We start from the raw sequence: 19,766 nt of genomic DNA, 5'->3' as shown, positions 1-19,766 counted from the left end.
CCGGCCGACCGGCCGGGCCCCGCACTCGTTGCGCCTGCTCAGTCGCCCAGCAGCAGCCGGTCGTAGTCGGCCTGGGTGACGGCCCAGTCCCAGGTCTTCAGCACGTGCTCCGAGGCGGCCCGGCCGGCGTCCGCCCACGCCTGCTCGGTCGCGGTGACGGCCAGGATCCGCTCCGCCGCCTCCGCCGGGGTGTCCGCCATCCAGTCGGCGGGGAAGAGGGTACGGGCGCCGTGCGGCTTGCCGGCGAAGAACGGCCAGTCCCGCACCACCGGCACCGCGCCGCTCGCCGCGCCCTCCACCAGACCGCAGTGGAAGCTCTCCCGCACCGAGGTGCTGAGGATGACGCCGACCTCCTGGAGCGCACCCGGCACGTCGTCGGTCTGCCCGTAGCGCCGGACCGCGCCCAGCGGCTCCAGCTCGGCCAGGTCCTTGGCGAGCAGCCGGCCGTAGTCCTTCGCCGGCTTGCTGGTGCGGTTGTTGAAGTTGCTGCCGATGAGCGTCAGGTTGTACCGCTCGTCGTGCTCCCGCAGCTTCCGCAGGACGTCGATCGCCCACCGCGGGTCCTTCGCCACCGAGCTGAACCCGACCAAGCCGAGCGTGAACCGGGCGTCGGCCGGCTTGGCCCGGGGGTAGCGCTGCAGGTCCATCGCGTTGTCGACCACCCACAGCCGGGGGGCGCGTTCGCCGGTGAGCTGCGGCAGCACCGCGGTGGACAGGTCGCGCAGGTGCTCGGAGACGAAGACGACGTCGTCGACCCGGGAGAAGTCCACCAGGTGCGGCCAGAAGTTGAACGCCTCGAAGCTGTGCAGCCGGACGATGATCCTGGCCGTCCCGGGGTCGTGCAGCGTGAACAGCGCGGCGGTGGCCTGGCACCAGTCGACGAACACGGTGTCGGCCCAGTCCAGGTGCGGCCGCAGCCACTCCTCGATCTTGGCCCCGTACGTCGACTCGGCGCCGAGCAGGTGCTCCATCACGGTGCTGCCGCTGAGCGCCAGCGGACGGGTCACCGGATCCTCGTACAGGTCCAGGAAACGGACCTCCACGTTCGGCATGCCCCGGTAGCGCTCCAGGATCTCCTGGAGGAAGTTGTCGTTGATCAGCGTGGTGACCAGCAGCCGCAGCGGCCGGTCGGTGGGCGCCGGGGCGGCCGGGGCGAGCCGGCCCCGCGGCTCGGACAGCTTCCGCGCCGCCGCGCTCTCCCGGAACGGCGCCAGGAAGGCGCCCGGGTCGTCGCTCATCGGCGAGGATAGCCGGTCGAAGTGCAGCACCCGGTTGGACGCCAGGCTCCACGCCCGCGACACCGCCGCGGCGGCCTTCTTCGGATCCTTCGCCAGCCGGGCGTCGGCCAGCGCGAGCTGGGCGCGGATCGCGTCGTGCAGCCCGGACGGGACGTGCCCGAGGGCCAGTTCGCCCTGCGCGGCCTTGGTGAGCACGTCCGCCCGGGTGGCGGCGCTGTTGATCCGGCTGACCGCGGCCGCGGCGGTCCGGGCGGCGACCGCCGGGCGGCCCGCCTTGACCGCGCTGTCGTGCAGCCGTACCGCGAGCTTGCTGCGCAGCCGGTCCGGTACGCGGGGCGCGGCCACCGCGCGGGACCAGAACCAGGCACCGGCCGGGTTACTCATGATCCGCTGGCCGGTCGCCTTCTGGACGGTGGTGCGCACCGTCTCCACCGCCGCCCGCTTGGCGCCCCGGGTGCCGATGCCGGCAGCCGCCGCGACCTGCCGCTCCAGCCGCTTGCCGACCGGCTCGGTACGCGGCGCGTCGAGCGCCCGCTGCGCCGGCACGAGCCCGAAGTGCGCGCCGGCGCGGGTGTTGCGCTGGGCCATCTCCCACACCGTGTAGACCGACCGGGGGTCCAGCGCCACCAGCAGGTCGGCGGACCGGAAACGCTGCCGCAGCCAGGCGTGGCGCTGCGCGTGCAGCCAGATCTTGCGGTTGGCCTGCGCCCGGCCGAGCGCCCGCCGCAGCCGGGCGTCGCGCTTCTCGGCGGGTACGACGAACGACCGCACCTCGGCCAGCGCCGGGTCGACCGGGAGTTCCTCGCTGTCGAAGAAGCACGCCACCGTGACGCGGGCGCCGCGGCTGCGGAAACGTTCCAGCGCCTCGATCAGCACGGCCGGCTGCTTCGGTGCGGCGGCGGCCACGATGAGCACTGTGGTCACTGTCGGGCATCTCCCGTCGAGGAGGTCGTGGCCGGGGTGGCCGCGCCGGCGCCGGTGGGCCGGACGAGTTCGGTGAGGCGGCGGACCGCCGGGGCGAGCACAGCGGGCCGGGCGAAACGGCGGGCCAGATCCCGGGCGGCGGCCCGGTCCGCGTCGGTGGCCTTCAGGGCGAGCCGGCCGGCCTCCACGAAGGAGCCGGCGAGGCGGTGCGGGTCGAGCCCGACCGCACCGGTCCACAGCGGATGGCCGGCGAGCACGTTGCTGGCGTCGTGGTCGACGTCGTGGGCGGAGAGCACCGGCAGGCCGCTGGCCATGAACTCGTACACCTTGCCGGAGGTGACGAACCGTCCACCGACGAGCATCAGCACCAGCGCGTCCCAGGAGCCGTACGTGGCCGCCAGCTCCGCCTTCGGCACCGGGCCGCCGAAGCTGACCCCGTCGACGGCGGCCTCCTTGAGCAGGTCCATGTGCCGGTTGGCCTCACGCGACGCGCCCGCGCCGATGTGCCCGCGCACCTCGAACCGGGAGCGGGCCAGCAGCGGGTCGTCGCGCCGGGCGATGCGCCAGGCGTCCAGCACCGACTCCAGGAACGCCGGGCTGAAGTTGACCGAGCCCAGGTAGCCGAAGGTCAGCCCGGCCGCCGGGTCCGGCGAGCGGCCGGAGATGTCCGGCAGGCTGTCCTCGTCGTAGCCGTTGCGCACCACGTGCACCCGGTCGGCCAGGTGCGGGTACCGCTCCCGGTAGAAGCCGGCGATCGGGTCGTTGACGCACCACACCGCGAGCGCGTTCTCCAGCACCGTGGACTCCCACCGGCCGGAGACCGAGTCGCGGGTGAACGCCTCGCCGCCGCCGATCACGTCGAGCGACCAGCCGTCGCGGAAGTCGACCGCGTACGGGACCTTGTGCTCCTCCCACAGCTTCCGGGTGGCCGCCAGGTTCACGTACGGGGCGCAGGAGGCGAGCAGCAGGTCGGCGGGGTGCTCGCGGTGCAGCCGCAGCACCGCCTTCTCCAGCTCGTACCGCCAGCCGCCGAACACCGGCTCCGGGAACGCCTGCTGCTCGCGCTTGCGCAGCCGCTTGATCCAGCCCGCCGGGTCCAGCGAACGCTCCTCGGAGAACGCCCTGATGTCGGTCTCCAGGTCCTCCCGGATCAGCGGCAGCTCGACCACCCGCACCCGCGGGTCGACCTTCTCCGACAGCGTGTGGTCCAGGCCGTACTCCCGCTCCCACGCCTGCTGGCAGATCGTGATGACGGTGATGTCCCAGCCCTGGGCGACGAACTGGTTCGCCGTCTCGCGCAGCCGGTACGCGCTGCTCTTCGCCGCGGGCGGGAAGCCGATCGCGAGGTAGATGGCGTGCGGCCGCCTCCCGCCGCGCGAGCGGGGGAGCGGGACGGTGTGGTTGGTCATCGCTGATAACCGATCGTGAGGAGGGGGCGCGTCGTCATGCCAGGTGCCGTCGCAGCGTCTCGGCGACCCGCCGGGCCGCCCGGCCGTCACCGTACGGGGTGCCGCGCGGCGCCTCCGGGGCGGGACGCGTCGCGGTGGCCGCCCAGTTGGCGCCCAGCTCGCGCGGATCCGGCACCAGCACGTTCCAGCCGTCGGCGAGCGTCTCGACCCACTCCGTCTCGGTGCGCAGCGTGGTGCACGGCCGGTCCAGCAGGTACGCCTCCTTCTGGAGGCCGCCCGAGTCGGTGACCACGCCGGCGGAGCCGGCCACGGCGGCCACCATCCCTGCGTACGGCAGCGGCCGGCCCGCGTGCAGCGCGCCCCGGGTCAGCTTCAGCCCGTGCTGGTCGGCGCGGGCGACCAGCCGCGGGTGGGCCAGCAGCGCGACCGGCACGGGCAGGTCGGCGAGCGCGTCGAGCAGCGCGGCGAGCCGCTTCGGGTCGTCGGTGTTCTCCGCGCGGTGCAGCGTGGCGAGCAGGTACGGCGCGTCCGGGTCGATGCCGTCGGGCAGCGCCGGGCGGGGCTGCCCGCCCCGCGCCACGTCGTCGCGGACCCGCAGGCAGACGTCCACCATCACGTCGCCGACCAGTTCGGTACGGGCGGCCAGGCCCTCGGTGGCGAGGTGCCGGACGGCCTCCTCGGTGGGGGCGAGCAGCAGATCGGCGGCGTGGTCGGTGAGTACCCGGTTGTGCTCCTCCGGCATCCGCCGGTTGAACGACCGCAGCCCGGCCTCCAGGTGCGCCACCCGCAGGTGCTGCTTGACCGCCGACAGCGTGCCGGCCAGCGTCGAGTTGGTGTCGCCGTACACCAGCACCCAGTCCGGCGCCTCGGCGGCGAGCACCGGGTCCAGGGCGGCCAGGGTGTTGCCGGTCTGCACGCCGTGGCTGCCGGAGCCGATCCCCAGGTGCACGTCCGGGTCGGGGATGCCGAGGCCGGAGAAGAAGACGTCGGACAGGTCGGCGTCGTAGTGCTGGCCGGTGTGCACGATCACGTGCTCGCACCCGTCCTCGGCGAACGCCGCCGCGATGGGCGCCAGCTTCACCAACTGCGGTCGGGCGCCGACGATGCTGACGACCTTCACACGTGACTCCTCGTGATCTGCGACGGATTCTCGGTGCGGACCGGCCGCCGCCCGAGTCGGGAGGCCGTGGACCCCGGCCGGGTGGCCGGGCCGGTGCCCGCAGGCCCTAGGAATAGTAGTGCCCCACCCGCCGCCGGACGACGTACGCGGACGCGGCCGGTACGCGATGGTGGGCCGGGCCACCCGCCGTCACCGGACGCCGCCGCCCCGACGGGGAGCACGGTGACCGGTGGCGTGGAACGGGACACGAGGGACCAGCCTAACCGAACCGGCCGGATCACCCCGGTCCGGCGGGCGCCGGCCCGTCGGCTCGTCGCCGCCGCGGCACCGCCCGGTCACCGCCGGTACGTCCCGCCGCCGGGGGATCGTCGCCGAGTCTTCACCGGGCCGGGCGAGCCTGGCCCGGCGCCGCAGCCCGGCTTGCGTACACTACGGCGCCATGACCGCCCCCGGGCCCGAGACCCGTACCCGCACCGCAGACGCCGGTGGATCGGTGGCCGACGCCACCGACGAGACCGCGAAGCCGCCGGCCGCCGACGGCGCGGACCGGCCCGCCGAGGCCGCGCCGCAGCAGCAGGCGCAGCCGGAGACCACCGCGGCGGAGCGTGCCGACCGCCCCGGGCGGTGGCACCGGATGCGGCCGGATCTGCTGGTCGCGGCGATCTACCTGGCCGGCGCGTTCTGGGTGACCGCGCGGGGCTGGGTGAACCCCGACGGACGGCTGCTCGGCAGCCGCCCGAACGACCAGGGCTTCAACGAGTGGATGCTGGCGTACGCCGCGCACGCGGTCAGCAACCTGGAGAACCCGTTCTTCACCTCGTTGCAGAACGCCCCGGACGGCGTGAACCTCATGACGAACGTCGGCATGCAGCTACCCGGGCTGGTGCTGTCCCCGGTCACCCTGCTGTTCGGCGCGCCGTTCGCGTACCTGCTGTTCATCACGCTCAACCTGGCCGGCACCGCGTACGCCTGGTACCACGTGCTGTCCCGCAACCTGGTCTCGTCCCGGGCGGCGGCCTTCGCCGGCGGCCTGTTCTGCGCGTTCGCGCCGGCGCTGGTGTCGCACAGCAACGGCCACCCGCACATCACCGCCCAGTGGCTGGTGCCGTTCATCCTCTGGCAGGTGATCCGGCTGGCCCGGGACGGCCGCCCGGTGCGCAACGGCCTGGTGCTGGGAGCGCTCGTGGTGGCGCAGTTCTTCGTGAGCCTGGAGATCCTGTTCCTGACCGCGCTCGGCTGCCTGATGATGGTCGTCGGCTACGTGATCTTCCGGCCGCGGGAGGCGCTGCGCCGGGCCGGGCCGATGCTCGGCGGGCTCGCCATCACCGGCGTGCTCGTCGGTGCCGCCTCCGCGTACCCGCTGTGGATGCAGTTCGCCGGCCCGCAGCACCGGGTCGGTCACCCGGGCGACCCGGACGTCTACGCGCTGACCCTCGGCTCGTTCGTGCGGTATGCCACCGAGTCCGTGGCCGGCAGCCCCACCAGCGCCCTGCGCTGGGGCCCGAACACCACCGAGCAGGCCAGCTTCTACGGCTGGTCGGTGGTGATCCTCGCGATCGGCGCCGCGCTGTGGCTGCGCCGCGAGATCGTGGTCCGGGTGCTCGCCGTGGTCGCGCTGATCTCGGCGGTCTTCTCGATCGGCACCACCTGGACCGTGGGCACCCGCCGCACCGACGTGCCGGCGCCGTTCGCGCTGGTGTCCGAGCTGCCGGTGTTCGACTCGGTGGTGGTGTCCCGGTTCGCGCTGATCACCACGGTGGCGCTCGGCGTGCTGTTCGCGGTGGCCGGGGACCGGGTGGCCCGGGTACGGGCGGACGAGCCCGGCCAGTCCCGGCTGGTGCCGCGCCTGGCCGCTGTGGCGCTGTTCGCCGCGCTGCTGCCGATCCTGCCCACCCCGCTGGAGGCGCGCGGGCGCAACCCGGTGCCGGACTTCGTCACCGCCGGCGTCTGGAAGGAGCACGTCGCCCCCGGCCGCACCCTGGTGCCGGTCCCGGTCGACGGCATGACGTCGCTGTACTGGAGTTCCGCCGCGCTGGCCGGCTTCGCCGTACCGGAGGGGTACTTCCTCGGGCCGGTCTCCAAGACCGACAACACCGGCCGGTGGGGCGTCGAACCGCAGCCGACCGCGAAGCTGCTCACCGCCGTGTCGCGGGGCCAGCGGGACACCGCTGTCGGCCCGGCCGACGTCGAGCAGGCCCGCGCCGACGTGCGGCACTGGAAGGCCGACGCGGTGGCGCTGCCGGATCGGGCCCGCCGCCACGATGACCTCAAGGTGGTGCTCGACGCGCTCTACGGGCCGGGCCGGCGGGTGGCGGACGTCTGGCTGTGGGACGTCCGCCCGCTCACCCGGTGAGCGTCACGGCGACCGGGTCCAGATGAGCAGCAGGTAGCCGCCGAAGTAGGTCGAGAACGCGGTGAGCGCGACCAGTACGGTGACGGCCCGGGCCCGCCCGGCCCGGGCCAGGCCGACGGCGGCCGGCAGCAGCAGCGCGAACGCCGGCACCAGGAACCGCGCCTTGGAGTGGTAGTAGCCCGCCGCGCCGAGCGTGGTGACGATCATCAGCCCGCTGAACAGCAGCAACTCCCAGGGCTGGCGGTCGATCACGCTCAGCACGAAGAACATCAGCGCCAGCAGCAGCACCACGCTCACCACGAGCATCTGCGGCGTGGCGGACACCGCCAGCACCTCGCGTCCCCGCTGGAACGTGTCCACCCCGAAGTCGAAGTGGCTGCGCCAGCCGGCGGACTGGATGTGGAACCAGCCGTCCGGCCGCCCGGTCTGGACACCCACCCAGGCCAGGTAGGCGAGCCAGCCGGCCGGGGCGAGCAGCATCGCCACCCACGGCCGCCAGCCGTCCCGGCGCCGGACCACCGCCAGCAGCGCGGCCAGGCCGACCACCGGGATCAGTGACGAGGCGGTGGGCCGGGTCAGGCCGGCGAACAGGCAGAGCACGCCCGCGGTCAGCCAGTGCCGGCGCAGCAGCGCGTACAGCGTCCACGCGGCCAGCGCGGTGAACAGCGTCTCGCTGTAGGCCATCGACTGCACGACGGCGTGCGGCAGCGCGGCCCAGAGCGCGGCGAGCACCACGCCGGTACGCCGGTCGTGCAGGTACGAGCCGATCGCGTACAGCGCCCAGGCCGCCACCAGGCCGGCGAGCGTGGCCACGGCGAGCCCGGCGGTACGCGGGCCGAGCGGGGTGACCCGTTCCACCACGCCGATCAGGGCCGGGTAGAGCGGGAAGAACGCCATGTCGCTCTGCACCCGTTCGTACCCGTCGTAGCCCCGTTGGGCGATGGCGAGGTAGTACGTCGCGTCGGACAGGGTCAGCTCGCGTACCGGGGAGAGGTTCAGCGACCGCGCCCAGACGTACACGGCCGCCACACCGATCAGCCGGATCACCGCGTACACCGCCAGCGCGGGCGCCGCGTCCCGGGCGGCGTCGCGCAGCCGCCGGACGGGGCCGGGCCGGGCGCGACCGGCTGTGGCGGGCTCGATCGCCGGGGCTGGTGCGGGCCGGCGGGGTTCCTCGGTGGTCACCACGTCCATTGTGCGGTCCCGTTCGCGCTGAGCTGGGGTTGGCCGAGGGCCCGCGTGGCGCGGCCGGCGACCCGGCGAACGACCCGGAGCGGGCGCCGGTCGTTGAACAGGGTGGAGGGTAGCAACAGTCACAGCAGGTCGGGGGGCACCGGCGGCGGCGGGCGTCCGGGCCCGATCCGCTGTCGTAGACTCGCTCGGGTCCGCGGGCGCGGTGCTGGCGACGACGAAACGGGCAGGAATGGGATCTGACGGCACGACCGCAGCGGCGGGCACCCGGGGACGGGTCGTGATGCTGGTGGACAACGGGGTCATCGGTGACTCCCGGGTGCAGAAGGCGGCCCGGTCCGCCGCCGACGCCGGCTGGGACGTCGTGCTGCTCGGCCGGGCGCCGGTCGGCAGCCCGCGGAGCTGGCGCCTCGGCGCCGCCGAGGTACGCCTCGTGCCGATGCCCGAACCGCTGGCCCGCCGCCGGCACGAGTTCCGCCGGGCCTGGCTGCGGCACCCGCTCGCCTATCCGCCCAGCGGCATCGCGGCGCACCGTACCCAGGCGGTCAAGGCCTGGCGCGCGGACCTGGCGGTACGCCGGGCGGCGCTCACCGTCGCGGCCCGCGAGTCCGGCGTGGGCCGGCCGGGCGGGCTGCCCTGGGCCGCGCTGCGCGCCGAGGAGAAGCTGTCCGGCCTGACCCGCAAGTGGGTCGGCTTCCGCAACCGTCAGCTCACCCGGGCCCGCAAGGGCCGCAAGCTGGACGGCCCGTGGGACCGCGCGTACACGATGTTCTGGCGCGGGCTGCGCGGCGACGGCGCGTGGCGGCGCCTGGAGCCGGGCCTGTGGGACTACGAGCTGGCCTACGGCCCGGTGGTCGACGAGCTGGCGCCGGACCTGATCCACGCCAACGACTTCCGGATGCTCGGCGTCGGCGCCCGCGCGAAGGTCCGGGCCGCCGCGAAGGGCCGCCGGATCGCCCTGCTCTGGGACGCCCACGAATATCTTCCCGGCGTGCAGCCGTGGCGCGACAACGCCCGCTGGCTACCCGGCAACGTGGCGCACGAGCGGGAGTACGTGCCGTACGCCGACGCCACCATGACCGTCTCCGGTGGCCTGGCCGACCTGCTGCGCACCGAGCACGGGCTGGCCGAACGGCCGGCGGTCGTGCTGAACGCCCCGGCGGTGGACGAGCTGCCGGCCGACCCGGCCGAGCCGGTGCCGGACATCCGCGCCCGCTGCGGGCTCGGGCCGGACGAGCCGCTGCTCGTCTACAGCGGGGTGGCCGCCGCCAAGCGCGGCCTCGGCGTGATGGTCGAGGCGTTGCCCCGGCTGCCCGGCGCGCACGTTGCGTTCGTGGTGAACAAGCCCGACTCGGCGTACGTCCGGGGCCTGGTCACCCGGGCCGGCGAGCTGGGCGTGGCGGACCGGGTGCACGTGCTGCCGTACGTGCCGCACCACCAGGTCGTCCGGTTCCTCAGCGGCGCGCAGGTCGGCGTCATCCCGATCCAGCACTGGCCGAACCACGAGATCGCGCTGATCACCAAGTTCTTCGAGTATTCACACGCCGGTCTGCCGCTGGTCGTCTCCGACGTGCGCACCATGGCCGAGACTGTCCGGGAGACCGGTCAGGGCGAGGTGTTCCGCGCCGAGGACGTGGCCGACTTCGTCCGCGCGGTCACCGCGGTGCTCGCCGACCCGCAGCGGTACCGCGCCGCGTACGACCGGCCGGGCCTGCTGGCCGGCTGGACGTGGGAGGCGCAGGCGCGGGTGCTCGACGAGGTCTACTCGCGGCTGCTGCCGGACGCACCGCCCCGGCCGGCGCCGGCGGCGCACGCACCGGTGGAGCCGGCGCAGGTGGAGGTGGGGGCGTGAGCGTGCCGGACGTGACAGTGGTGGTCGCCGTCTACAACACCATGCCGTACCTGACCGCCTGCCTGGACTCGCTCGTCGGGCAGACCATCGGGCTGGACCGGCTGGAGGTCGTCGCCGTCGACGACGGCTCCACCGACGGCAGCGGCGCCGAACTCGACCGCTACGCCAAGCGGTACCCGGGCACGGTCCGGGTGCTGCACCAGGCCAACTCCGGCGGCCCGGCGGCGCCGAGCAACGTGGCGCTCGACCACGCCCGCGGCCGGTACGTCTTCTTCATCGGCTCGGACGACCACCTCGGCCCGGAGGCGCTGGAGCGCCTGGTCGACGCCGCCGACCGGTGGGACTCCGACGTGGTGCTGGGCCGGATGGTCGGCACCAACAAGCGCTACGTGCACCAGGCCGTCTACGCCACCACCCAGGAGCGGCTCGACCTGTTCGGCAGCGACCTGCCCTGGTCGTTGTCGAACACCAAGCTGTTCCGGCGGGATCTGATCGAACGGCACGGCCTGCGGTACCGCACGGACATGCCGATGGGCAGCGACCAGCCGTTCACGCTGGAGGCGTGCTTCCGGGCCAAGAAGGTGTCGGTCCTCGGCGACTACGAGTACTACTACGCGGTCAAGCGGGACAACGCCCAGAACATCACGTACGCCAGCCGGTTCGAGGAGCGGCTGCGCTGCGCCGAGGAACTCGTCGGTTTCGTCGCCGGGCTGATCGAGCCCGGCCCGCGGCGGGACGCGGTGCTGGTGCGTCACTTCACCTGGGAGGTGGCGAAGCTGCTCCGCGCGGAGTTCCTCGCCCTCTCCCCGGACGTGCAGCGGCAGGTCCACGACCGGATCCGCAAGCTCGCCGAGGCGTACCTGACCGACGGGGTGACCGCCCGGATGGCGCCGGAGGAGCGGCTGCGGGTCGCGGTGGCGCGTGACGGCGACCTCGACGCGCTGCGCACGATCGTCGGCCAGCACGCCGACCGGTCGCTGCCCGAGGTGATCATCGAGGGCGACCGCTGGTACGCCGGCCAGGTCGGCTTCCGCGACCCGGCGTTCGGCTACCCGGACGACTGGTACGACGTCACCGACCGCGCCGCCGCGATACTGGCCAAGCTGACCGCGACCGGGCTGGCCTGGGGACGCGACGCCGCCGGGGCCCGGGCCCTGGTGGTCACCGCGCGCAGCCGCTGGGCCGAGCTGGCCGAGTTGAGCGCGGAGGCGCTGCGGGTCAGCGTGGGCGATCTGACGGGTGTCACGTCGGTCGAGGCGTCCGGCCCCGGTACCGTCGTACGGACGGACTTCGCGGTGGACCGGTTGCTGGCGGTCGTCGCGGGGACTGGTGAGCGTCGTATCGTACGCGCCGAGGTCTCCGCCCTGGGCGGGACGGGCTCGGCGCCGTTGCGCACCGACAGCCCGGTCTCCGCACCCCGGCTGGTGGCCCGGCGCGGTGTCCGCTGGCACCTCGTCACGCCCACCACGAACCACAAGGGCCAGGTGATCGTCGCGATCACGCCGGTGACCCCCGGTCGGTTCCTTGCCCGCCTGCGCCGAATCTGGCCCTCTGGAGGAAAGTAGTTCATGAACATCTGCGTCGTCGCGCTCGGCAAGATCGGTCTGCCGCTGGCCGTGCAGTTCGCGTCCAAGGGGCACCGGGTGATCGGCGCCGACGTCTCCGAGCGGGTCGTCCAGCTGGTCAACGACGGTGCCGTGCCCTTCCCGGGTGAGGCCGACCTGGACGTCAAGCTCAAGGAGGCGGTGGCCGCCGGCCTGCTGTCGGCCACCACGGACACCGCCACCGCGGTCGCCGAGTCGGAGGCGGTCGTCGTGGTCGTGCCGCTGTTCGTGGACGCCGAGGGCGTGCCGGACTTCGGCTGGATGGACGACGCGACCCGGGCCATCGCCCGTGGGCTGAAGCCGGGCACGCTGGTCAGCTACGAGACCACGCTGCCGGTCGGCACCACCCGTAACCGGTGGGCGTCGATGCTCGCCGAGGGTTCCGGCCTGACCGCCGGCACCGACTTCCACCTGGTGTTCAGCCCGGAGCGGGTGCTCACCGGCCGGGTCTTCGCCGACCTGCGCCGCTACCCGAAGCTGGTCGGCGGCATCGACGAGGCGTCGGCCGCGCACGGTGTGCGGTTCTACGAGGCGGTGCTCGACTTCGACGAGCGCCCCGACCTGGACCGCCCCAACGGCGTGTGGGACCTCGGCTCGGCCGAGGCCTCCGAGCTGGCCAAGCTCGCCGAGACGACCTACCGGGACGTGAACATCGGCCTGGCGAACCAGTTCGCCCGCTTCGCCGACACCGTCGGCGTGGACGTCACCAAGGTCATCGAGGCGTGCAACACGCAGCCGTACAGCCACATCCACTCGCCGGGTATCGCCGTCGGCGGCCACTGCATCCCGATCTACCCGCGGATGTACCTGTGGAACGACCCGGCCGCCACCGTGGTCCGCTCGGCCCGCGAGGCCAACGCGGCCATGCCGGAGTACGCGGTCGACCTGCTCGCCGCCGCGTACGGCGACCTCACCGGGGTGGGCGTGCTGGTGCTGGGCGCCGCCTACCGGGGTGGCGTGAAGGAGACCGCCTTCTCCGGCGTCTTCCCGACCGTCGAGGCGCTGCGCCGCCGGGGTGCGGTGCCGTACGTCTCGGACCCGATGTACACCAACGAGGAACTGGTCGCGCACGGCCTGCCCGGCTACGACGGCGAGCCGGTCGGCGCCGCCGTCATCCAGGCCGACCACGCGGAGTACCGCACCCTCGCCCCGGCCGACCTGCCGGGCGTGACGGTGCTGGTAGACGGCCGCCGGGTCACCGACCCGGCGCGCTGGACCGGCGTGCGCCGGGTGGTCATCGGGGGCTGACCTCAGCGGTTTCCCGGGCCCCGGCCGTTCTCGGACGGCCGGGGCCCGTCGCATGCCGTCATCGTTGTGCCGCCGTCCGGAGTTCACCTGCCGGACACCCCGGCAATACTTGTGTCATGTGATCCGTTTAGGGTCGCAGCCGTCGGAGATCGACTCGGACCGACATCGGCGGGGCAGGGCAGACAGGGAGCGTTCGTTGTTGAGCAGAGTACGCAGCCAGCAGGGTCTCGCCGCGGTCGGCGCGACGCTTCTCGGCTACGCGGTCATGGTCCTCGCCGGAGTCCTCGGCCTGGTGGTCCCGTACGCGGTGGCCGCCGTGGTCGCCGTCACCGGTGAGCTGGCCCTGGCCGGGCGGCACACCGGGACCGCCACGCTGCTGGACAAGGCCGGTCTCGGCACGACCTTCCGGCGGCTGGTGCGGGACCTGTCGGTGGCCCTGCTGGTGATCGCGGCGGTGCGTCCCGGCGTCGCCGGCACCGTCGCCGTCCTGCTGCTGCCCGCCGCGCTGTGGACGGTAGCCGTCGCCACAGGCGCGGTGACCAAGGTGATCGACGGCCGGGTCGACCCGCCGGCGTACACCCGCAACATCGACCTCGGCGCGCTGCGGCGGGTGCCGGTGCCGCCGGCCTGGGCGCGACGGCTGGCCGGGCTGCACATGCCGCTGCTGAACGTGCTGCTGGTGCCCGCGGCAGTGGTGGCCGCCGCGCTCGACCGGGTCGCGCCGGTGGTGGTCACCGGCCTGGTCACGCTCGCCGCCGGCCTGGTCACCGCCGCGGTGCTGGCGCTCACCGCACTGCGCGGCCGGGGCAAGGCCCCGGGTGTGCTGCCCGCCGTGCACGACTGGATGGCCCGGGAGCGGCCCGAGGTGGCGCTCTACTTCGCCGGCCCGGCCAAGGACATCTACCAGGCCAACATGTGGCTCGCGCCGGTGGAGGCGACCGGCCGCCGCGCCGTCGTGCTGCTGCGCGCCGCGGACGCGTTCGAGCAGCTCGCCGACACCCGGCTGCCGGTCATCTGCGTGCCGGCCGGCGTGGACTTCATGAACCTGGACCTCAGCTCGCTGCGCGTGGCGCTGTACGCGGCGAACGTCGGCGCCAACATCCACCTGCTGCGGGAGCCGGGCGTCAAGCACGTCTTCGTCGGCCACGGCGACAGCGACAAGCAGGCGAGCGTGAACCCGTACAGCAAGGTGTACGACGAGGTCTGGGTGGCCGGGCCGGCCGGGCGGGAACGGTACGCCCGGGCCGACGTCGGCGTGCTGGACCGCGACATCGTGGAGGTCGGCCGGCCGCAGCTCGCCGGGGTGCACACGTTCGGCTCCGGTGCCGCCGACCACCGGTTCACCGTGCTGTACGCGCCGACCTGGGAGGGCTGGCTCGACGACGACCCGTACCACACCTCGCTCGTGCTGATGGGGGAGCGGATCGTGTCCGGCCTGCTCGCCGCCGGGGACGTCCGGGTGATCTACAAGCCGCACCCGCTGACCGGCACGCGCTCGCCCAAGGCCCGCGCCGTGCACGAGCGGATCGTGGCCCGGATCAAGGCGGCCGGCGGCGAGACCGACGCGTCCTCGCTGGACGGCGCCGCGCACCTCGTGGTCACCGGCCGCACGCCCGGACTGTTCGACTGCTTCAACGTCACCGACCTGCTGGTCAGCGACGTGTCCAGCGTGGTCTCCGACTTCGTGCAGAGCGAGCGCCCGTACGTGGTGGCCAACCCGGCCGGCCTGCCCGAGGACGAGTTCCGGCGGCAGTTCCCGACCGCGCGGGCGGCGTACCTGCTCTCGGCGGACTGCGGCGAGCTGGCGAAGATCCTCGACGTGACCCGGGCCGGCGACGACCCGATGACCGGGGCGCGGCGGGAGCTGAAGGAGTACCTGCTCGGCCCGGCCGGGTCGAACCCGATGGACCGGTTCCGGGACGAGATCGGCCGCCTCTGCGGCTGAGGCGTACCGGTGACGGGGGCGACGACCGGCGCGGTCGTCGCCCCCGGTCGTCCGGTCAGCCCTGCTGCGGCGGGTTGTCGACGTCGCGGGAGATGACCTCGCCCTTGGCGTCGACCCAGCCCTTCGGGCGGGCCGGGTTGCCGGCCACCAGCTGGTACGGCTTGACGTCGCGGGTCACCACCGAGCCGGCCGCGATCATCGCGTACTCGCCCACCTCGATGCCGCACACGAGCGTGGCGTTCGCGCCGATCGACGCGCCCCGGCGGACGAGCGTCGGGGTGATCGTCCAGTCCGGATTCTGGGCGCGCGGGCGGAAGTCGTTCGTGAACACCGCGCACGGGCCCACGAACACCTCGTCCTCGATGGTCACGCCCTGGTAGACCGAGACGTTGTTCTGGATCTTCACCAGGTCACCGACGGTGACGCCCGCGTCGACGTAGACGTTGCGGCCGATCACGCAGCCGGCACCGACCTGGGCGCTGGACCGGATGTGCGCCAGGTGCCAGACCTTGGTGCCGTCGCCGACCTGGGCGCCGGACTCCACGTCGGCCGTCGGGTGGACGAAGACGGAGGCGGACCGGTCGTTGCTGTCAGTCATCTCAACTCGCATCACATGCCAGGGCGCGTCGCGCCGTCGGGCGGGCTCGACGCAGCATAACGAGCGCTCACCCGAGTAGTTCGGCCACCGCGTCGGCGGCGGGCCGGTCGGCCGGCAGCGGGTGCGCGGCGACGACCGCGTCCACCGGCAACGCGCCGTACAGGTGCGGGAACAGCGCACCGCCACGGGACTCCTCCCAGCGCAGCGCGTCGCCGAGCCGGGACTCGTCCACCGCGAGCACGGTCAGGCCGGTGACGCCGGCGAAGAACCTCCGCGCGGTCTCCACCACCTGGTCGGCGGCGGACAGGTGGACGTAGCCGTCCTGCCGGTCCATCGCGGTGCCGGCAAACCGCCCGTCCGCCCGTGCCCGCGCCCACTCGTCGTCGGTGAGAATCTTGTAGATCACGCCAGCAGCCTAGAGCGGCCTCGCGTCCCGGCGGCGCGTCTGCCACCATTCGCAGGGCAACACGTCGAGGTGAGGGAGGAACGGGTGCGGATCCTCCTGGTCGAGGACGACCGACGGGTCGCCGCGGCGTTGTCGTCCGCGCTGACCCGGCGCGGCTACCAGGTGGAACACGCCGCCACAGTGGCCGCCGCGCTCTCCGCCGCCCCCTGCGACCTGGTGCTGCTCGACCTGGGGCTGCCCGACGGCGACGGCACCGACCTGTGCCGCGAGCTGCGGCGGCGCAGCAGCCGGCTCGGCATCATCGCGGTGACCGCGCGCGGCGAGGAACGCGACCGGGTGCTGGGGCTGCGGCTGGGCGCCGACGACTACGTGGTGAAGCCGTTCTCGATGGTGGAGTTGCAGGCGCGGATCGAGGCGGTGCTGCGCCGGGCCGCGCACACCGCGCCGCAGCGCAACCTCATCGAGGCCGGTACGGTCCGCATCGACGTGGGCGGCCGGACCGTGACGGTGGCCGGCCGGGACGTCTCGCTCACCCGCAAGGAGTTCGACATCCTGCTGTCCCTGGCCCGCCAGCCCGGGGTGGCGGTGCCGCGCGAGCGGATCCTGCTCGACGTGTGGGGCACCACCTGGGCCGACCGGCACACCGTGGAGGTGCACGTCGGGTCGCTGCGCGGCAAGCTCGGCGATCCGACGCTGGTGGAGACCGTACGCGGGGTCGGCTACCGGCTCCGCGAGGCGTGAGGGCCGGGTCGTGCGCCGCCGGCTGGTGATCAGCTACCTGCTGCTGATGGTGCTGGTCCTGATCGCCCTGGAGACGCCGCTGGCGGCCACGCTCGCGACCCGGGAGACCGACCGGGTCCGCGCCGACCGCCTCGCCGACGCCACCCGTTTCGCCTCGCTGGCCGGGCCGGCGTTGCGGGGCGGCAGCCCCGGCCCGCTGGACGGGGAACTGGCCGCCTACGACGCGCTCTACGGCATCGGCGCGGCAGTGGTGGACCGGGACCGCCGTACCGTGGTGGCCTCGTCCGGGTGGGAGCCGGGCGCGGGCACCCGCGCGGCGCTCGACACCGCCCTGTCCGGGCAGCAGTTCAGCGGCCCCGAGTCGGTCTGGCCCTGGGTCGGCGGCCCGGTGGTGACGGCCGTGCCGATCAACGACGGCGGCGAGGTGCTCGGCGCCGTCGTCACGACCAGCCCGGCGGACGGCGTGCGCCGCACCGTCACCGTGTGGTGGCTGCTGCTGGCGGGCATCGGCCTGCTGGCGGTGCTGGCCTGCGTCTCGACCGCGTTCGGGCTGGCCGGCTGGGTGCTGCGCCCGGTCACCGAGCTGGACGCGGTCACCCACGAGATCGCCGAGGGTCGCCGCGCCGCGCGGGTCCGCGCCGGACTCGGCCCGCCCGAACTGCGCCGGCTGGCGACCAGCTTCAACGACATGGCCGACGCGGTCTCCGACGTGATGGACCGGCAACGCGCCTTCGTCGCGCACGCCAGCCACCAGCTCCGCAACCCGCTCACCGCGCTGCGGCTGCGGGTGGAGGAACTGGGCCCCAGCCTCACCGACCCGGACGGGCGCGCCGAGCACCGGCTGGCGCTGGAGGAGACCGACCGGCTCGCCACGGTGCTCGACGCGCTGCTCACGCTGGCCCGCGCCGAGCGGGAGGAGAACGAGCGGGTGACTGTGGACGCCACCGCCACCGCCGCCTCCCGGGTGGCCGCCTGGCTGCCGCTGGCCCGGCACCGCGAGGTCACGCTCCGCCTCGACGCCGAGGACACGCCGGCGTACGCCCGGACCGTGCCGACCGCCATCGACCAGGCGCTGGACGCCCTGATCGACAACGCGGTGAAGTTCAGCGGTGCCGGGGGAGAGGTGACGGTGACCGTACGGGCCGCCGACGGCGGGACGGTTATGACCGTCGGCGACACCGGGCCGGGCATGACCACCAGTCAGCTCGACCAGGCCACCGAGCGGTTCTGGCGGGCGCCGGACGCGCAGAACGTGGACGGCGTGGGCCTCGGGCTGACCATCGCGGCGGTGCTCGTCGACGCCTCCGACGGCCGGCTCACCATGCGCCAGGGCGAGCCCCGGGGCCTGGTCGCCGAGCTGTGGTTCCCGGCGCCCGCCGACGAGCCGGTCCGGTGCTGACCCGCGTCAGGGCTTCGTGGCGCGATACCACTGCGCCGCGCCCGGATGCAGCGGCAGCGGAGTGGTGACGATCGCCGACCGGGGACTCATCCGTCCCGCCGCCGGGTGCGCGGCGGCCAGTTCCTTCCGGCGGTCCATCAACAGCCGGGTCACCTCCCGCACCAGCGCGGCGGGCAGGTCGGCGCGCACGATCAGGTAGTTCGGGTTCGCCACCGTGCTGACCGGGTCGGCCCGGTACACCGAGCGGGGCACGTCCCGGGTCACGTAGACCTGCCCGTACGCCCGGCGCAGCGGCTCGGTCCAGTCGCCCAGGTCGACGATCCGCAGCGAGGTCCGCTGGGCCAGGTCGGCGACGCCGCGCACCGGTAGCCCGCCGGAGAAGAAGAACGCGTCGATCCGCCCCTCCCGCAGGGCCGCCACCGAGTCGTCCAGTCCCAGGTGCTCCTGGCGCACGCGGTCGCCGCCGAGCTGCGCCACCGCCAGCAGGCGGCTGGCGGTGATCTCCGTGCCGGAGCCGTCGGCGCCCACCGACACCCGCCGCCCACGCAGGTCGTCGAGCGTGCGGATCGGCCCGCCGGCGCGGGTGACCAGGTGCAGCAGGTCGTCGTAGACCCGGGCCACCGCGAGCACCGACGGGTGTTCGGGCTCGCGAGGCGGCAGCACGTCGGCCTGGGTGAAGCCCAGCTCCGCCTCCCCGGCGCCGACCAGCCGCACGTTCTGTGCCGACGCGGCGGTGACCACCACCTCGGCCCGCACGCCTGGCAGCTCCCGGTTGAGCAGCGCCGCGAGCGACTGGCCGAAGGCGTGGTAGACGGCGGTCGGGCTGCCGGTGGCGATGCGGATGCGGGTCGGCTCGGACGTCTCGTCCCGGCACCCGGTGAGCCCGGCGACGAGCAGGAGCACCAGCACGAGCGGGGCGGCGGCGCGCACAGGCCAGTGTCGGCTCACGGGCTGCACTCTGCGCCGTGCACCCGCCGTGGCGCAAGCCCACGCCCGGCCGGTCAGCTCGCCGGGGCCAGCTCCGCGCTCTCGGTGATCCGCTCCCGGTGCTCGCCGTTCGGCACCACCACCAGGAAGCAACCCGAGCCCGGCCGCAGCGCCGCCGGCACGTCCAGCAGCGCCGCGCCGCGTACCAGCACCGCCGCCAGGTCCCGGTCGGCGAGCCGGATGCCGAGGCAGTGCCGGCGGACGTGCCGGCCACCGGCGAGCAGCGCGGCCCGCCAGGCCGCCGCCGCCAGCCGGGGCCGCCACAGCCGCCGCGGTGCCGATGCGCCCGGGACCGGCCCGCCGAGCAGCTCCCGGCGGCCCTGCCGCCAGCCCGCGGTCAGCAGATTCGCGTACGCCGCCCGGTGCGGCGGCGGCACCGACAGCCGGTGCAGCTCGTAGCGGCGGCGCAGGCCACCAGTGGTCAGCTCGTGCTCCACCGGCACGTCGAGGCGTCCCAGTAGCTGCCGCATCCGCTGCGCCGCGTCCTCGCGGTTGAACTCGGCGATCCCGCCCCGGTGCGGTCCGGAGTCGAGACGGCGGACGTCGGCGGCCGGCGGCGGCGTGCAGCGCACCATGCAGGCGACCTCGAAGGCGTCGGTCAGGGTCAGCCAGTCCAGCGGCGGCGACGGGCGCGGGCGGTCGAGCAGCGTGGTGAGCATCGGCGCGGCTCCTCGGTCAGAGTCGGGGTACCTCTACCGTCGCTGCCGAGCGCCGGGCCGGGAACCGATGCGCCCCAGCCTTGAGCAAAATT

The 19,766-nt window shown here is 74.2% G+C and carries 15 protein-coding genes; 7 read left to right on the top strand and 8 right to left on the bottom strand.

What is annotated here, in order from left to right; genetic code table 11:
- Positions 1-38: 38 nt before the first annotated feature.
- From ACPCK6_RS01065 to wecB, 3 genes are read right to left on the bottom strand one after another with little or no spacing between them, the layout of a single operon-like run.
- Positions 39-2,162, bottom strand: coding sequence for a glycosyltransferase family 1 protein (locus ACPCK6_RS01065; RefSeq protein WP_396880629.1), 2,124 nt, complete (start codon positions 2,160-2,162; stop codon positions 39-41).
- On the bottom strand, positions 2,159-3,571 hold the full coding sequence (locus ACPCK6_RS01060) for a glycosyltransferase family protein (protein WP_318333313.1): 1,413 nt from the start codon (positions 3,569-3,571) through the stop codon (positions 2,159-2,161). Before ACPCK6_RS01060 ends, ACPCK6_RS01065 begins: the two co-directional genes overlap by 4 nt.
- Before the next feature lie 34 nt (positions 3,572-3,605).
- Positions 3,606-4,691, bottom strand: coding sequence for a non-hydrolyzing UDP-N-acetylglucosamine 2-epimerase (wecB, locus tag ACPCK6_RS01055; RefSeq protein WP_396880628.1), 1,086 nt, complete (start codon positions 4,689-4,691; stop codon positions 3,606-3,608).
- 439 nt (positions 4,692-5,130) lie between these two features.
- On the opposite strand from wecB, the gene ACPCK6_RS01050 reads away from it, so the two are divergent.
- Complete coding sequence (locus ACPCK6_RS01050) at positions 5,131-7,044, top strand: DUF6311 domain-containing protein (RefSeq protein WP_423480059.1); 1,914 nt, start codon at positions 5,131-5,133, stop codon at positions 7,042-7,044.
- Positions 7,045-7,047: 3 nt separating this feature from the next.
- Here ACPCK6_RS01050 and ACPCK6_RS01045 read toward each other — a convergent pair whose 3' ends face one another.
- Positions 7,048-8,238, bottom strand: coding sequence for a putative hexosyltransferase (locus ACPCK6_RS01045; RefSeq protein WP_423480058.1), 1,191 nt, complete (start codon positions 8,236-8,238; stop codon positions 7,048-7,050).
- 229 nt (positions 8,239-8,467) lie between these two features.
- On the opposite strand from ACPCK6_RS01045, the gene ACPCK6_RS01040 reads away from it, so the two are divergent.
- The 4 genes from ACPCK6_RS01040 to ACPCK6_RS01025 all read left to right on the top strand — a co-directional run bounded on the left by ACPCK6_RS01040 (position 8,468) and on the right by ACPCK6_RS01025 (position 14,884).
- A complete protein-coding gene (locus ACPCK6_RS01040; RefSeq protein WP_423480057.1) occupies positions 8,468-10,087 on the top strand; it encodes a glycosyltransferase family 4 protein in 1,620 nt (539 codons plus the stop codon).
- A complete protein-coding gene (locus tag ACPCK6_RS01035; protein ID WP_396880624.1) occupies positions 10,084-11,652 on the top strand; it encodes a glycosyltransferase family 2 protein in 1,569 nt (522 codons plus the stop codon). Before ACPCK6_RS01040 ends, ACPCK6_RS01035 begins: the two co-directional genes overlap by 4 nt.
- Positions 11,653-11,655: 3 nt before the next feature.
- Positions 11,656-12,939, top strand: a complete 1,284-nt coding sequence (locus ACPCK6_RS01030) for a nucleotide sugar dehydrogenase (RefSeq protein WP_135239225.1) — start codon at positions 11,656-11,658, stop codon at positions 12,937-12,939.
- A gap of 196 nt (positions 12,940-13,135) precedes the next feature.
- The gene (locus tag ACPCK6_RS01025; protein ID WP_423480056.1) at positions 13,136-14,884 is read left to right on the top strand and encodes a CDP-glycerol glycerophosphotransferase family protein; all 1,749 of its coding nucleotides are present in this window, start codon (positions 13,136-13,138) and stop codon (positions 14,882-14,884) included.
- A gap of 55 nt (positions 14,885-14,939) precedes the next feature.
- Here ACPCK6_RS01025 and ACPCK6_RS01020 read toward each other — a convergent pair whose 3' ends face one another.
- Positions 14,940-15,482 (bottom strand): acyltransferase, encoded by a 543-nt coding sequence (locus tag ACPCK6_RS01020; protein ID WP_135239227.1) that lies wholly within the window; start codon positions 15,480-15,482, stop codon positions 14,940-14,942.
- Between the two features lie 67 nt (positions 15,483-15,549).
- Positions 15,550-15,888, bottom strand: coding sequence for a DUF952 domain-containing protein (locus ACPCK6_RS01015; RefSeq protein ID WP_135239228.1), 339 nt, complete (start codon positions 15,886-15,888; stop codon positions 15,550-15,552).
- Positions 15,889-15,972: 84 nt separating this feature from the next.
- Between ACPCK6_RS01015 and ACPCK6_RS01010 the strand changes: the two genes are divergently transcribed.
- Positions 15,973-16,629, top strand: a complete 657-nt coding sequence (locus ACPCK6_RS01010; RefSeq protein ID WP_013285276.1) for a response regulator transcription factor — start codon at positions 15,973-15,975, stop codon at positions 16,627-16,629.
- A 10-nt stretch (positions 16,630-16,639) separates the two neighbouring features.
- On the top strand, positions 16,640-18,028 hold the full coding sequence (locus ACPCK6_RS01005) for a sensor histidine kinase (protein WP_423480055.1): 1,389 nt from the start codon (positions 16,640-16,642) through the stop codon (positions 18,026-18,028).
- A gap of 6 nt (positions 18,029-18,034) precedes the next feature.
- Here the strand turns inward: ACPCK6_RS01005 and ACPCK6_RS01000 are convergent, their stop codons facing one another.
- The gene (locus ACPCK6_RS01000; protein ID WP_396880779.1) at positions 18,035-18,958 is read right to left on the bottom strand and encodes a TAXI family TRAP transporter solute-binding subunit; all 924 of its coding nucleotides are present in this window, start codon (positions 18,956-18,958) and stop codon (positions 18,035-18,037) included.
- A 71-nt stretch (positions 18,959-19,029) separates the two neighbouring features.
- The gene (locus ACPCK6_RS00995) at positions 19,030-19,674 is read right to left on the bottom strand and encodes a hypothetical protein (RefSeq protein WP_423480054.1); all 645 of its coding nucleotides are present in this window, start codon (positions 19,672-19,674) and stop codon (positions 19,030-19,032) included.
- Positions 19,675-19,766 lie beyond the last annotated feature (92 nt).

The organism is Micromonospora sp. AB353 (genome assembly GCF_049538395.1).
In the GTDB taxonomy this organism is placed as follows: Bacteria; Actinomycetota; Actinomycetes; order Mycobacteriales; family Micromonosporaceae; genus Micromonospora; species Micromonospora aurantiaca.
The sequence above is the reverse complement of the archived record's forward strand: the minus strand, read 5'-3'. Positions and strand labels throughout refer to the sequence as shown.